Source organism: Haladaptatus cibarius D43 (assembly GCF_000710615.1).
GTDB lineage: Archaea > Halobacteriota > Halobacteria > Halobacteriales > Haladaptataceae > Haladaptatus > Haladaptatus cibarius.
The window spans coordinates 169,624-184,502 of record NZ_JDTH01000001.1 but is presented as its reverse complement, the minus strand read 5'-3'; the positions used below and the strand labels follow the sequence as shown (position 1 = coordinate 184,502).

13 protein-coding genes are annotated in these 14,879 nt (G+C 58.5%); 9 read left to right on the top strand and 4 right to left on the bottom strand.

Annotated features, from left to right (window positions below; genetic code table 11):
• Positions 1 to 1,803 carry an arginine--tRNA ligase gene (gene argS, locus HL45_RS00945; protein WP_049969246.1) on the top strand — a complete coding sequence of 601 codons (1,803 nt, stop codon included), beginning with the start codon at positions 1 to 3 and terminating at the stop codon, positions 1,801 to 1,803.
• Between the two features lie 165 nt (positions 1,804 to 1,968).
• Here argS and minD read toward each other — a convergent pair whose 3' ends face one another.
• The gene (gene minD / locus HL45_RS00940) at positions 1,969 to 3,561 is read right to left on the bottom strand and encodes a cell division ATPase MinD (RefSeq protein ID WP_049969245.1); all 1,593 of its coding nucleotides are present in this window, start codon (positions 3,559 to 3,561) and stop codon (positions 1,969 to 1,971) included.
• Positions 3,562 to 3,670: 109 nt separating this feature from the next.
• On the opposite strand from minD, the gene HL45_RS00935 reads away from it, so the two are divergent.
• The 3 genes from HL45_RS00935 to prf1 all read left to right on the top strand — a co-directional run bounded on the left by HL45_RS00935 (position 3,671) and on the right by prf1 (position 6,370).
• Positions 3,671 to 4,465: a YqcI/YcgG family protein gene (locus HL45_RS00935; protein ID WP_049969244.1), complete on the top strand. Its 795-nt coding sequence runs from the start codon at positions 3,671 to 3,673 to the stop codon at positions 4,463 to 4,465.
• Positions 4,462 to 5,043 (top strand): cysteine hydrolase family protein, encoded by a 582-nt coding sequence (locus HL45_RS00930; RefSeq protein ID WP_049969243.1) that lies wholly within the window; start codon positions 4,462 to 4,464, stop codon positions 5,041 to 5,043. Before HL45_RS00935 ends, HL45_RS00930 begins: the two co-directional genes overlap by 4 nt.
• Positions 5,044 to 5,128: 85 nt before the next feature.
• Positions 5,129 to 6,370 (top strand): peptide chain release factor aRF-1, encoded by a 1,242-nt coding sequence (prf1, locus tag HL45_RS00925; RefSeq protein WP_049969242.1) that lies wholly within the window; start codon positions 5,129 to 5,131, stop codon positions 6,368 to 6,370.
• 42 nt (positions 6,371 to 6,412) lie between these two features.
• Here prf1 and HL45_RS00920 read toward each other — a convergent pair whose 3' ends face one another.
• Entirely contained in the window at positions 6,413 to 7,261 is an 849-nt protein-coding gene (locus HL45_RS00920; protein WP_049969241.1) for a hypothetical protein, read from the bottom strand.
• A gap of 300 nt (positions 7,262 to 7,561) precedes the next feature.
• Here HL45_RS00920 and HL45_RS00915 point away from each other — a divergent pair, with 300 nt between their 5' ends.
• The 4 genes from HL45_RS00915 to ileS all read left to right on the top strand — a co-directional run bounded on the left by HL45_RS00915 (position 7,562) and on the right by ileS (position 12,325).
• A complete protein-coding gene (locus HL45_RS00915) occupies positions 7,562 to 7,888 on the top strand; it encodes a hypothetical protein (protein ID WP_049969240.1) in 327 nt (108 codons plus the stop codon).
• A gap of 66 nt (positions 7,889 to 7,954) precedes the next feature.
• Positions 7,955 to 8,515: a hypothetical protein gene (locus HL45_RS21360; RefSeq protein WP_049969239.1), complete on the top strand. Its 561-nt coding sequence runs from the start codon at positions 7,955 to 7,957 to the stop codon at positions 8,513 to 8,515.
• Positions 8,512 to 8,946, top strand: a complete 435-nt coding sequence (locus HL45_RS00905; protein ID WP_049969238.1) for a hypothetical protein — start codon at positions 8,512 to 8,514, stop codon at positions 8,944 to 8,946. Before HL45_RS21360 ends, HL45_RS00905 begins: the two co-directional genes overlap by 4 nt.
• Positions 8,947 to 9,127: 181 nt before the next feature.
• Positions 9,128 to 12,325 (top strand): isoleucine--tRNA ligase, encoded by a 3,198-nt coding sequence (ileS, locus tag HL45_RS00900; protein WP_049969237.1) that lies wholly within the window; start codon positions 9,128 to 9,130, stop codon positions 12,323 to 12,325.
• Between the two features lie 143 nt (positions 12,326 to 12,468).
• On the opposite strand, the gene HL45_RS00895 is transcribed toward ileS, so the two are convergent.
• On the bottom strand, positions 12,469 to 13,317 hold the full coding sequence (locus tag HL45_RS00895; RefSeq protein ID WP_049969236.1) for a ribose-phosphate diphosphokinase: 849 nt from the start codon (positions 13,315 to 13,317) through the stop codon (positions 12,469 to 12,471).
• A gap of 185 nt (positions 13,318 to 13,502) precedes the next feature.
• Here HL45_RS00895 and HL45_RS00890 point away from each other — a divergent pair, with 185 nt between their 5' ends.
• Positions 13,503 to 14,003 (top strand): helix-turn-helix domain-containing protein, encoded by a 501-nt coding sequence (locus tag HL45_RS00890; protein ID WP_049969235.1) that lies wholly within the window; start codon positions 13,503 to 13,505, stop codon positions 14,001 to 14,003.
• 32 nt (positions 14,004 to 14,035) lie between these two features.
• Here HL45_RS00890 and HL45_RS00885 read toward each other — a convergent pair whose 3' ends face one another.
• The gene (locus tag HL45_RS00885; RefSeq protein ID WP_049969234.1) at positions 14,036 to 14,830 is read right to left on the bottom strand and encodes an HVO_0234 family beta-propeller protein; all 795 of its coding nucleotides are present in this window, start codon (positions 14,828 to 14,830) and stop codon (positions 14,036 to 14,038) included.
• Between the last annotated feature and the right edge of the window lie 49 nt (positions 14,831 to 14,879).

Here is a 14,879-nt window from a genome sequence, read left to right as displayed (position 1 = left end):
ATGTTCCTGACGTTCAGGGAGGAAGTCGAAGATGCCCTTCACGGGGCGCTCTCGTCCCTTTCGCTCCCGACTGACGACCTCGGAATCGAAACACCTCCGGAGGGTGTAGACGCCGTCCTCGCCTCCAGCGCGGCGTTCCGACTCGCCGGGGAAGTCGGCGCACCGCCACCGAAAGTCGCGGCCGACATCGCGGAGGAAATCGACGCAAGCGACTTCGACTACATCGCCGACGCAACGCCACAAGGCCCCTACGTCAACTTCCTGCCGAGCGGTGCGTACTACGACGAAACGGTCACCGCGGGACAGCAAGAGGAATACGGTCGCCTCGAATCGACTGGCGAAAGCGTCGTGGTCGAACACACCAGCGCGAATCCGACCGGCCCGGTTCACGTCGGACGCGCCCGAAACCCGATTACAGGGGACGCAGTCGCGCGAATTTTGGATTTCGCGGGCAACGACGTTGACCGCCACTACTACGTCAACGACGCTGGCCGACAGATTGCCGTGTTTACGTGGGCCTACGAAACCTTCGACGAGGACGAATTGCCAAACCCAGAACGCGAACGCGCGGACTACGACCTCGTGCGCTACTACCGCAAAGGAAATTCGTACCTCGAAAAGGCAGACCCGGAGGACGTAGACGAGGCTGAAACCGAGATTCAGTCCATCCTGCAAGGACTCGAAGAAGGCGACGAGGCAACCTACGAGCGCGTCAGCGAAGTCGTCGATACCGTCCTTTCAGGCATGCGAGTGACACTCGACCGCCTTCCCGCCGAATTCGACGAGTTCGTCAAGGAAACCCGGTTCATGTTCGACGGGAGCACCGACGACGTGGTTTCCCGCCTCAAAGAGAGCCAGTATTCGGTGTACGAGGAGGACGCATGGCAACTGGACCTCTCGGAGTTCGGCTTCGAGAAAAACCTCGTTTTCCTGCGTTCCGACGACACGAGTCTGTACACGACCCGCGACTTGGCCCATCACGAGTGGAAACTGGACAACTACGACCGCGCCGTGACAGTCATCGGCGAAGACCACAAATTACAGGCCGAGCAACTCTCGCAGGCACTCGAAATCCTCGGCAACGACACCGAGAACCTGACCGCGTTCCACTACTCGTGGGTCAACCTTCCCGAAGGTGGGATGAGCACCCGCGAGGGAACCGGCATCGACATGGACGACCTGCTTGACGAGGCAGAAAAGCGTGCCCGCGAGGAGGTCGAAAAGCGCATGGACACCCGCATCCGAGACGACGACCTCACGGAAGCGGACGTAGACCGCATCGCAAGACAGGTCGGCATCGGCGCAGTCCGCTACGACATCATCTCGAAACAGCCCACGAAAACCATTACGTTCGAATGGGAGCGCGCACTGGATTTCGAAGCCCAAAGTGCGCCATACGTCCAGTACGTCCACGCACGAACCTGCGGAATCATCGAGGAGGCAGACGAGGTGCTTGACACCTCGAATACAGCGAGCGGTGATGAACCGCGAGCAGGTGGGGACGTGCCAAGCGAAATTGACCCGTCGCTCCTCGATAGCGACGCGGAGCAGGAACTCATTGAGGTCATCGCGCGCTTCCCGCACGTTATCGAGGAGGCCGCGGACGACCTCGAACCGCACGCCGTTGCGACCTACACCCGCCAGTTTGCGGAGACGTTCAACACGTTCTACCGCGAGTGCCCCGTGCTTACGGCGGATGACGACAATCTACGCGATGCCCGTCTCGCGCTCGTGGCGGCGTCGAAACACACCATCGCAAACGCGCTGAACGTCATCGGCATCGAAGCGCCGGAGTCGATGTAGAGAAACCGGAGGCCAGCGAACAAATCACCGCCCACGAACAGTATTGCACCCGCTCCAAAACCGAGTGCCAGCAATACGAACAGCACTATCCACCAGAACGGAACCGAACCCTCTTCCGCCATTCCGTCTCCGTAGACCACGGCAGGACACTTGGTTGTTGTCGCGCTACCGGAACAGAGAACCGATACGACCGAATAGGCCGTTTTTCTCCTCGTCTTCTTCCTCGGAATCCGCTTCGTCCTCGTCGTTCAGATGCGGACGAACCGGTTCGTCCTGAAACGGAACCGCGTCGATGTCTTCCTCGTTTTCGGGTTCCGCTTCGACGATTTCGTCTGGCAAGTTGGAGGAGTCTTCCGGAGCTTCGTCCGAAATATCGGCGTTCGAGTCGGCGTTTCCTGCAGTTGGAATGGATTCGTCCGGAGTCGATTTGGACTCGTCCGGAGTCGGTTCGGATTCGGTCGCAATCGGTTCGGAGTCGTTTACAGTCGAATCGGGGCCAGTCACCGTCGGATTACTCTCGTCAGCCGATTGCTGACTCGCCTTTTCGGGATCTTCTGTGGAGTCGGCGAGAACGGTGTTGAAGTCGTTTCCCTGATTTCCGTTAGCAACGTCGTCTTCACCGTCTGTATCTTCGGTGACTGGTGCCTGAAGTTCGTCGTCCGGGGCTTCATCCAGTTCGTCAAAACTTTTCTCAAACGCCGGTTCGTCATCGGATTCGGACGATAGTTCGGCGGTCGCCGAACCGTCGTCGGGCACTGCTTCGACAGTCGGTTCGCCGTCTTCGGTCTGGTCGCCGGTTTTGATGACGCGCCTATCGATGAGGTCGTGAACCGGGTCGGTACCGGGCGCAGAATCGGAGTTGGGGCCTGGGTCACCCTGTTCGGCAGTCGGTGACGAATCCGGCCCAGTCGATGGCGAGTCCGGGCGCTCGGACTCCACGGGGTCAGTGTCTTTTCGTTCGGCACGTCCGTCAGACTGTGCCGAATCCTCGTCTTCGAACATCGATTCGGAGGATTTCGCCGAGTTCGGTTCCCCGGAGAGTTCCGGGGTGTCCGTCTCACCAGTGAGAATGTCGGCGAGTTCGCGGTACGCAGTCGCGGCGGGCGAGGTTGGTGCGAACATGGCCAGCGGTCGGCCCGCGTCGATTCCCATGGGAACCGTCTCGTCGTCGGGAACTACGGTGAGAACGTCCGTGTCGAGGGTTCCTTCCACGTCGTCCGCGTTCAGGATGTCGTTACTTCGGTGGGTGAGAACCGCACCGCGAACGGTTCCTTCGACGCGAACCGTGAGTTCCGCGGTTTTGGCGGTGTCGCGCACCGCGGCAACGTCCGGCGTAGTGACGAGGAGGACGCCGTCAGAGAGTGAGAGGGGAAGAATCGTGTCGTAGCTGATTCCTGCGCCGGTGTCGAGCAGAACGTACTCGTACTCCTCGCGCAGTTGAGCGACGACCTGCTGTAACTTCGCCGTTTGTGATTGAGCGAAAGCGTGAATATCCGTACTACTCGGAAGGACGTGGATGTCTCCCGGCGCTTCGTAAATCGAATCTTCGACGGTCGCTTCGCCCGCGAGCACCTCGTGGAGCGTCGAATTCGTCGGCTCGAAATCGAGGTAGCCCTCGACGTTCGCCATTCCGAGGTCGGTGTCCACGACGATTACCTCGTGTTCCGCCGACGCGAGCATCGCGCCGAGGTTGATTGCGGTCGTCGTCTTCCCCACACCTCCCTTCCCGCTTGCAACCGCGTATACTGTCCCGGTCATGGTCGTTACGTCAAACCGAACAACAGCACGTATATAAACCTAGTCCGTTGGCGGGCGGAGGGAGTGGTCGTTGCGACAGTAATAGGAGGATTCGGTCGTAGGGCGACGTATGAACGAACCGGGTATCGACGTGCTGATGAATCAGGCGACGGTGCAGCGTCGTATCGACTCGGGGAGAGTTCCCGACTGGGGCGTCGAACATTACGAGAGTTTTCGAGACGGCCTGCTCGGCGAGCGAAACGACGCGCCGTTTCCGTGCTACTTCGGCATCGAAACCGAACGCGAGGGTGATGGCTTGTACTCTTTTTGTTCCTCGATGGCCGACAAGGACGCGCTTCTCGCGCTCGGGGACACCATCATCGAATATCTCGACGTGTACGAAAACCACGCTGAACGCGCGCCGCTGACGGTGTTTTTCGAACCGCCGGAGGAGTCGCTAGACGAGTCCGGCTATCACGAAGCGCTGTGGCATATTCTCCAATTTCTGCACGTTCACGACCTGGAACCGTGGCCGGAGAGGATTCCGACCGACCCCGACAGCGAACGGTGGGAGTTCTGCTTCGGCGGCGAATCGATGTTCCTGACCTGTCGGGCACCGTTTTACGAGGGCAGAAAAAACCGGTACTGCCCGGTCGGACTGGAAATCACGTTCCAACCGCACGCTCTGTTCAAGGGTGTGAGCGCGGATACGCAAGCCGGACAGACCGCAAGAAAAGTCATTCAGGAGCGAATGGAGGACTGCGACGGCGTCTGTCCGCACGCAGACCTCGGCGACTGGGGCGTCGAGGGCGACCGCGAATGGGCGCAGTATCTGTTCTCGGAAGACGAACAAAAAGCGCCGGACGAATGTCCGATTCGGATCACTCGTGAACATCCGAAAAGTACCTTCCTTATCGACGCATGAGCCGCGAATTACCAGCCAACATCGACTTCTCCGACGCCGTCTTGCTCGCCATCGACTTCCAACAAGGGTTTCGAGATGCTTCGTGGGGAGCGCGAAACAATCCCGATGCAGAAGAGCGTGCGAACGGACTGCTCGTCGCGTGGCGAGATGCTGGCCGTCCCGTCGTTCACGTCCGACACGACTCGCAAAAAGAGGGTTCGCCACTCCGAAGCGACAGCGAGGGATTCGCATTTCTGCCGGAAATGGAACCGGAAGGCGATGAACCAACGTTCGAAAAGGAAGTCAACAGCGCATTCATCGGCACCGACCTCGAATCGTGGCTCCGCGAGGGCGGGTACGAAACCCTCGTCGTAGTCGGGGTGACCACCGACCACTGCGTTTCCACAAGTACCAGAATGGCCGAAAATCTCGGCTTTCGGCCAATCGTCGTGTCCGATGCAACCGCGACCTTCGACCGTGTTTCGCCGGACGGAACCGAAATCGACGCCGAAACGAATCATCAGGTCGCACTCGCACATCTTCGTGGTGAGTTCGCTGCGATTGCCGACGCAGACGAGATACTGCAAGTGATACACTAAACCGTTCGAATCGGCAAAAACATCGGTAGCGACTCGCACGCAAGGTCAAAGGTTACTTACCAGTTGGAGCGGCTAGAAGGGAGTAATGAGCCAGCAGGAGGAAGGACAGTCCGACAGGAAACGATACGAGTTCCAGAAGGTCATCGAAGACCTAAAACAGTATGAAGGCTCTGGGACGCAACTCGTTACCATCTACATCCCATCGGACAAGCAAATCAGTGACGTAGTCGCGCACGTCACGCAGGAGCACAGCGAAGCGAGCAACATCAAGTCGAAACAGACGCGAACCAACGTGCAGGACGCACTCACGTCCATCAAAGACCGTCTGCGCTACTACGATACGTTCCCACCAGACAATGGTATCGTCATCTTCAGCGGCGCAATCAACTCCGGCGGCGGCCAAACCACCATGGTCACCAAAGCGTTGGAAGACCCACCGGAACCGGTACAATCGTTCCGGTACCACTGTGACTCCGAGTTCCTCACGGAACCGCTTGAGGAGATGCTCGGTGACAAAGGCCTGTACGGGCTCGTCGTCCTTGACCGACGTGAGGCCAACGTCGGATGGCTGAAAGGCAAGCGAGTCGAACCAGTCAAATCCGCTTCGTCGCTCGTGCCGGGCAAACAGCGAAAAGGTGGTCAGTCCGCCCAGCGTTTCGCCCGCCTTCGACTGGAAGCCATCGACAACTTCTATCAGGAGGTCGCGGGAATGGCGAACGACCTGTTCGTTCCGAAACGACACGAGATGGACGGCGTCCTCGTTGGCGGCCCATCGCCGACGAAAGACGAGTTCTTGGACGGAGATTACCTCCACCACGAACTCGGGGAAATGGTTCTCGGGAAGTTCGACGTCTCCTATACCGACGAATCCGGGCTCTACGACATCGTAGACGCCGCGTCGGAGACGCTTGCCGACGCCGAGGTCATGAAGGACAAACAGGAGATGGAGACATTCTTCAAGGAACTCCACGAGGGCGACCTCGCAACCTACGGGTTCGAACCGACGCGGAAAAATCTCATGATGGGGTCGGTAGACCGCCTGCTCCTCTCCGAAGACCTCCGCAAAGACGTGGTTGCCTTCGACTGCGGCGACAAGGAAGAGTACGAGTTTATCGACCGTCGCAAAAACACGCCGGAACACACCTGCGAGGATGGGTCGGAAGCCGAACTGGTGGAACGCGAAGACGCCATCGAGTATCTGATGACCCTCGCCGAACAGCGAGGCACCGAGACGAAGTTCATCAGCACGGACTTTGAGAAAGGCGAGCAACTGCTGAACGCCTTTGGCGGCGTTGCTGGCATCCTCCGTTACTCGACCGGCGTGTAAGCCGGGACGTCCTTCCATTTCTGCATGCGGTTTCTGCTTCGGCTACTCATCCCACTCGTCGTTCGACCGCTTGTTCCGACCCTTCGGCATCGTAGAGTAGTTCATCGTCACGTTGCTGTCCGGTCTATCGCTCTGCATCGTGGAGAACGCGGTACTGACATCCATATCTGGACGGGTTTCCGGCATGGTCGGTTTGGCGGTGAGGTTTTCTATGGCGGATTCGCCTTCGCCACCGGAACCTAACTCGCTCTGTTCGATTTGTTCTTGCAGTCGGTCACGAGCTATCTCGATTTTTTCGCGGAACTCTTCTGCGTTCTCTGCCAGTTCGGACTGGAGTTTTCCTTCGGTGGCCTCGGACGCCATTTCGGTCTTTTCCTTGGTCGATTCGACACGGTCTGAATCCAATTTCTCATCGTCGGAGTCGTCACCACCGAAAGCGTCCGATAGCTCCTTTCCCTCCTCCCACAAGTTCTGCATCTCTTCGGAACTCCAGAACTCACGGAAGTCGATGGCTTTCATCAGCGCCTTGTAGTCGATTGCTTTTCGTAGATTTCCGCTCTCAATCGCCTCCGGTACGTCGGAGAGTTCTATCACGTCCGGGAGTTCAGAAACGTCCACCGTTTCGAGAAACGCTTCGGAATCGAACGAGTCGAGTACGTCCTGTCCATCGTCGAGAACCAACCAGAGGTTGTCCGCCGCGGCCGTCACCTCATCGAACGACTCGGCGGACTCGAAGGCCGTTTCGAGATGTTCGACAGCAGTTCGGACTCGTTCCGCGAACTCCGTGAGCGAGTCGTCGTCGGTTTCGTCCGCGACTGCTCGTTTGCTCTCGAACTCCGTCAGTGATTGTTCTAACTCGTCGGCGGTTTCGGTGAGTTGTTCGTTTGACATCGTAATCACGGGCTTTCAGGGAACCTCGACGCAGGTTCCGGGCTGTTAGCGTCGCTGGGATGTCACGTGGATATTTCTGCCCCCCACCTGCGTCCGTCTACGGAGGGACGAGATGAATGAATATAAATTGATTGCTGGCTTTGAATCTCGGCCTGTTTGTATCGGATTCACGAAAACCGTACTTTCCTCGGTTTTCAACGGTTTCGTTCGAGATTCCTTTGAATCAGTCGTAATATCAGAGCCACGCGGGAGTTCAACGATAGTTGCTGTTAATGAGTGACGACGCCGTTATTCCAGAAAATGAGTGGGTGGGAATCGACGGGCGAGCGAATCGGTCGGGAACTCGGCAGCAAAGTCGGTCGTGCGCTCGGTGAGTGGATAGGACAACAGTTCAACCGCGAAAGGCAGGAAGGAAAAGAGGGTTCCAAACAAGATAGTGGCGTCGCTTCCGACGAGGCGGAGACCGAAACCGCATCCGAAATGCCGAGCAGTCGGGAAGAATTAGAGGAGTTGTCGTACAGGGAACTCCAACAAGTCGCAAAGGAGGTTGGCGTCAAAGCGAACACGAAACGAGAGGAAATGGTCGAAAACGTCGCCGACGAGTTGGGTGTCGATTCCGAAGCGTAGGACAACCCATCTTCCCTGAGCTCCCGACTAGTTATATACAAGAGAAGGTTGACAGGGTGTACACAGATGAGGGGGGATGTACGACGGAACGGAGCGGCGGCAGAGCTATCGGTTGGGGAAAATCATCGACTGGTAACAGACGGGGGTGAAACTGAAGGAGAGGAGTCGGCCGAAGAAGAAGCCGAAAGCGAGCAAGCAGAAGAATCCGAAGCGGAAGCGACAGGTGAGGAAGAAGCAGAAGACGAAGAGGAGCGAACGACCGTTCTCTATCTCGATCTGGAGGGGCTGTTTCTCAACCTCTTGGGACTCGAAATCGACCTAAACGAGGTCGAACTGGACATCTCCGCCATGTCGCGGCCCGGCGGACTGCTTGGCAATCTCCTTTCGGGAGTTGCCGGACTGCTGGATAAGGGGCCGTTGAGTCGCCTTAGCGATGCGGTATCCGGTTTCGAACTTCCGTCGATGCCCGAGTTCGAACTTCCGTCGGTATCAGACGTTCTACCCGGTAATGGGGAGAACGGTGGGCTATCCAACGTGATCTACGGGATGATAAACGAACTGCTGGATATGCTTCTTGAGGCGCTTGGAGAGGACGAATCCGCGGACGAGGAGGCGAGCAACTCATGAGCGAAAAGGAAAAAACGCAAGAAAAGCTCTCCCAACTGACCGACCAGCTGGGAGTCGGCGGCAGCAGCGATGACGACGATTCCGAACTGCTCGACTCCGTTCCGACGCCGACGCCCGGAACGGACAAACTGGGTTCGGTCGGCGAAAAACTGGGTCGTCGTCTCGGCGCCATCCTCGGGCGACGAATCGGAATCAAAGTCGGGAATTTGCTGTCGGAATCGAAGTCGGAGGGCGAGAACGAAGATGGGGAAGAAGAATCGGAGGAGAGCGAGCAGGAAGCTGAAGAAGACAAAACCGAGGAAGAAGGTGAAGAGGCTGAAGAAGAGGAGACAGAGGAAGGCCCGTCCCTCGAAGAGATGTCCGACGAGGAACTACAGTCGCTTGCGACCGACCTGCAAGAGCAACTCAGAGAACGGTCTGAGTCGGGATAGACCCGACTCAAACGAAGGTCGGAATTATTTTGATTGGTAGCCAGTCCGGTAATGCAATTCAATGACGGGACTGAAATCGGATGATAGCCGTCATTTTCGCTTCAAAAGGCGACCAAATCCCGTCCTACAGGTCAACTGCATAACCGAACCCACTTTATTGTCGGGGGCACTCACATCGCACATGAGTAGATTCGCGGAAGTAAACGACCAGTACGAACCGGACTCGGTCGAAGACCGGGTGTTCGACTACTGGGACGAGGTGAACGCCTACGAGAAAACGAAGGCGAACCGGGAGGGCGCGGAGCGGTTTTTCTTCGTTGACGGCCCGCCGTACACCTCCGGGGCGGCGCACATGGGAACGACGTGGAACAAGTCGCTGAAGGACGCTTACATCCGGTACCTGCGGATGTCGGGCTACGACGTGACCGACCGTCCGGGCTACGACATGCACGGCCTTCCCATCGAGACGAAAGTCGAGGAGAAGATGGGCTTCGAGAACAAGAAGGACATCGAGGAGTTCGGGATGGAGAACTTCATCGAGGAGTGCAAGGAGTTCGCCGACGACCAACTCGACGGCCTCCAGAACGACTTCAAATCCTTCGGCGTCTGGATGGACTGGGACAACCCGTACAAAACGGTCAGTCCCGAGTACATGGAAGCCGCGTGGTGGGGCTTCCAACAGGCGCACGAACGCGGCTTGGTGGAACAGGGAAAACGCTCCATCAGCCAGTGTCCGCGCTGTGAGACCGCAATCGCCAACAACGAGGTCGAGTACGAGGACGTGGACGACCCGTCCATCTACGTGAAGTTCCCGCTGAAGGACAAGGAGGGAAGCCTCGTCATCTGGACGACGACACCGTGGACGGTTCCGGCGAACACCTTCGTCGCCGTGGATGCGGACGGCACCTACGCGAAAGTTGAGGCAACGAAAGATGGCGAGACGGAAACGCTCTACGTCGGCGAACCAAAGGTCGAGGAAGTCCTCAAAGAAGGCCGCTACGACGACTACGAAGTCGTTTCCGAACTCATCGGCGAGGAACTGCTCGGCTGGGAGTACGACCACCCACTGGACGACGAAGTTCCTGAGCATCCAAGCGGCGAGGGCACGCTCCAAGTGTACGAAGCCGACTACGTCGAAATCGGTGGCGACGGTACCGGACTCGTTCACTCCGCACCCGGCCATGGTGAGGAGGACTTCAACCGCGGGACAGAACTCGGTCTGGACGTATTCTGTCCCGTCGGCGGCGACGGCGTGTATCGAGAAGCGGGCGGCAAGTACGAGGGACAGTTCGTCAAGGACGCCGACGAGGACATCATGGCTAACCTCGAATCGGAGGGCTACCTGCTCGCCTCCGGCACCGTCCACCACAGTTACGGCCACTGTTGGCGGTGTGACACGGGTATCCTCCAAATCGTCACCGACCAGTGGTTCATCACGGTCAGCGACATCAAAGAGGAACTCCTCGACAACATCGAGGACAGCGAGTGGCACCCACAGGAGGCCCGCGACGAGCGATTCTACAACTTCGTGAAGAACTCGCCCGACTGGAACGTTTCGCGCCAGCGATACTGGGGCGTGCCAATCCCGATTTGGACGCCGGAAAACTGGGATGGCGACATGGGCGATGTTGTTGTCGTTGGCACTCGTGAAGAGTTGGCGGAAGCGGTTGACCAAGACGTTTCACCCGACGAAGTTGACCTTCACCGACCGACGGTTGACGACTTGACCATCACCAAAGACGGCACGACCTACACCCGCGTTCCGGACGTGTTCGACGTGTGGCTCGACTCTTCGGTTGCGTCGTGGGGTACGCTCGATTACCCCGGCAACGAGGATGACTTCGAGGAACTATGGCCCGCCGACCTCATCATGGAAGCTCACGACCAGACTCGCGGTTGGTTCTGGTCGCAACTCGGCATGGGAACCGCAGCGCTCGGCGACGTGCCATACGACGACGTGCTGATGCACGGATGGGCGCTCGCGGAAGACGGGCGCAAGATGTCGAAATCCATCGGGAACATCGTCGCCCCAGAGGAAGCAATCGAACGCCATGGCGCTGACCCGATGCGTCTGTTTTTGCTCTCGCAGAACCCACAGGGCGAGGACATGCGCTTTTCGTGGGACGAGATGCAGAACATGCAGCGGAGCCTCAACATCCTCTGGAACGTGTTCCGGTTCCCACTGCCGTACATGCGGTTGGACGACTTCGACCCGGACGCAGTTGATGTCACAGACGCCGAAACGGAACTCGTGGACGAGTGGATTCTGTCACGGCTTCAGAGCGTGACGGCGGAGATGACCGAGCAGTGGGACGAGTACCGCCAAGACCGCGCGCTTCGCGCACTGCTCGACTTCGTCGTGGAGGACGTCTCGCGGTTCTACATTCAGGTCGTCCGCGAGCGAATGTGGGAAGAAGAGGACAGCGCGAGTAAGCAAGCTGCCTACGCGACGTTCCATCACGTCCTGAAGTCGGTGGTCGCCCTGCTCTCGCCGTTCGCTCCCTTCGTCAGCGAGAAAATCTACCAGAACCTCACGGGCGACGAGGGCGAAGACAGCGTCCACATGCTCGACTGGCCCGAAGTCGATGAGTTCTGGCACGACGAAGAGATGGAGGCTGACGTGGCAGTGCTTCGCGCTGTCGAGGAAGCGGGTGCGAACGCCCGCCAGCAGGCCGAGCGAAAACTCCGCTGGCCCGTCTCACGAATCATCGTGGACGCGCGAGACGACTCAGTCGTCCGCGCGGTCGAGAACCACGGCGACTTGCTGGCAGACCGCCTGAACGCCCGCGAAGTCGAACTCGTCTCGCCCGATGAAGGCTGGGGCGAACTCGCCTACAGTGCCGAGGCGGACATGAGCGTGCTCGGCCCGGCCTTCGGTGGCGATGCAGGCAGAGTGATGAACGCGCTCAACGAGGCCCGCGTCTCCGACGCGAACCTCTCGGAACTCGAAGATGCCGTCGCGGATGCACTCGGCGAGGAAATCGAACTGGACGACGAGATGGTCGAGTTCGTCACCCAGACGCCCGACGACGTGAGCGGCACGTCCTTCGACGTGAACGGCGACCAACTCGGCGTCGTCTACGTCGATACGACGCTCACGGAGGACATCGAAAGCGAGGGCTACGCCCGCGAAGTCATCCGCCGTGTGCAGGAGATGCGAAAGGAAATGAATCTCGACATCGAGGAGGAAATCCGCCTCGAACTCGACGTTCACGACGACCGAGTGGCTGATTTCGTCGAAGACCACATGGAACTCGTGACAGACGAGGTTCGCGCCGAAAGCGTTGGTGCGGTCGAAGATGGCCACCGGAAAGAGTGGGATGTCGAAGGCGTCACGATGACGATTGCGATTGTTCCGTTGACAGAAGCGGAAGTGTAGTGTATCCACCGCGAACGAAGTGAGCGGGCCGAAAACGTTCGATGGGGCACGAATGGAGTGAGTGCTCCCGGAGAAGGTGGCGATGGCTTTTGGATCAGATGGTACCAGTGAGGAAGCGATAGCGACAGAGCGCGGGAAGGTGGTTACAGCGCGTCGGCGATAGCGGGCGCAACCGACACCTGACTCACTGCTCGCTCGATAGTGTCCGTACCGTACACTGCCTCGACGCCTGCTTTTGCGAGTTTCGTCCGGGCGTTCTGTGCCAACATCGGGTGAACACACGTGACGAACACGCGACCGACATCGCGTTGCTGGAGCAGGGAAACCGCTTCGCTCATGGTCGAACCGGTGGCGATGATGTCGTCGGTGATGACCACGTCCCGCCCGGTTACGTCAGTGTCGCTCGGCGTCATTTCGATCTCCGTTCCGGAGAGTCGTTTCTTCTCGAAGTAGTCCGTAACACCGCGGCCATACGTCGTTTGTACGGTGTCGGCGATGTCGAGCGCACCTTCGTCGGGCGAGAGGAAAACCGGTTCCGTCAGGTCGTCGGGGAGTGGGTCGGCGAGTCGGCCTGCAGCGTCCACCGGTTCCGCAGGAACGTCGAAGAAATTACAGACCGCGGTTTCGTGGGGATTGACGGTGAGTACGCGATCGGTTCCGGTGCTGATGGCGCGGGCGACTGCGCGGGACGAAATCGGCTGGCCGCGTTCGAAGGTCTTGTCCTGTCGAGCGTAGCCCATGTAGGGCAGAACGGTGACGACTTCCTCGGCGCCCCATTCGCGGACGGCGTCCTGTAGTTGCAGCAGTTCGAGGTGAGCGTCGCTAGAAACCGTCGAAGCGACGATAATGGCACGGGTATCCTCGAATCCGGGCGCACTTGCGAGCAGTTCGTCGTCCGGAAACGACCGATACTCCACGGACGCGAGTGACTCGTCCATTTCGTCGGCGAGTGTGGCCGCCAACGACTGGGAGGCAGACCCACTGAGTATCATACGAGAAGACTGGATACCCCCGTTTAAACCCGTTTTCACTCGAAGCGAAGGATGGCAAATTCACCTCGAATTGTAAAGTTGTCTCCAGAACTGTCTTCACAAATATATTCCAGTAGAGAGTGATTCTGATACATATATAAAAACATGAGTATATTATTTATGGAGTAAAGTAGTACTGACGAACAATGGTTTCGGTAACTCGACTTAGTATCGACGTATCGCGGTCGGTGGACGAATCCGACCTCACGCCCGCCGAGACGGGTATTTTGAACCTGCTCGCCGAGGGTCGATGCACGCCCGCATACGTCGGTACCGAACTCGCAGTTGGAGCAAATACGGCCAGAAAGACGCTCGACGGATTGCGAGAACTCGGACTTGTAGCGAAGCCCTATCGCGGTTTGTACGAACTCTGCCTCGAAAATCCTGAAAGTACCGATAGCTCGAAGTACAGAACGACGGAAACAGTTCTCATCGACGTTCCGTTCGGGGACGACGAGTTCACGCCGAGCGAGCGAGGCGTCCTCAATCTCCTCTCGGAGGGGCGGGCCATACCGGCCTATCTCGCACAGGAACTCGGCGTCACCCAAGAGTGTGTCAAAGATCGCCTCCGTGACCTCACCCGACTTGGACTCGTGCGAAAAGTACACCGCGGACTGTACGAACTCGATACGAATCGACGGGCTTGATGTCGATTATCCCTGCCAACAGTGAATACAGATTACCGAACTGCGAGTGCTCGAACGCCTTTCAACCCGAGATGGCGACTTCGCCAGCCGTCACCGACAGACGAGAGGAACGTCCCGGATTCGGTAACGGTGTGCACGCCGTTACCGAATCCAACAGCAGCGATTGGTTCATCGACCGGGAGCGCAACGTCCTCCCATTCGACGCTCTCGCGCCACTCGCCACCCGACTTCGCAAACAGCGTGTCGGCAGTGCCAGCGTAAGCGATTTCGGTGGGTTCATCCGTCGTATTCACGACGCGAAAATCGCCCGGCAAAGCGTCCATCCAGCCGTTGCCGAGCCAGTACAATCCGTCGGCAGTCGCGGCCAACGGGACACCGTCGGTGGAAACGTCTCGAACGTCGTCCAGACCGACGTGCCGGACACCATCGTCCACGATTTGATAGACTCCGTCAGCAGTCGCCACGAGATTGCCGTCGATAGCGCGTACTTCGGGGAGTGACGCCAGTTCGCACCAGTCGCCGTCGTAACGCGCCAGCGTACCGTTTTCACCTGCAGTGACGAGGCTGTCGCCGTCGAATCCGACGGCGACTGCCGGGCCGAAGTCGAGGGGTGAGAAATCGCCGTCGAGAACGTCTTCGGCGGTTGCGACTGCGAGGGAACCGCCTGCTGTCGCTACGTCACGAGCGACACATCGATGGGCGATAGCAAACTCCCCGACGATGTCTCCCGAAACCTCGACGCGAGCAACGCCGAGTTCCGTGGCGACGAAGACGGTCGTCGTCCCTTCTTGGTCGCTGTACACCCGTTTTTCGTCGATACTGGTCATATCCGAATGAGCGATACGAATCGGGGAAAACGTTCGGGTTACCACCTCG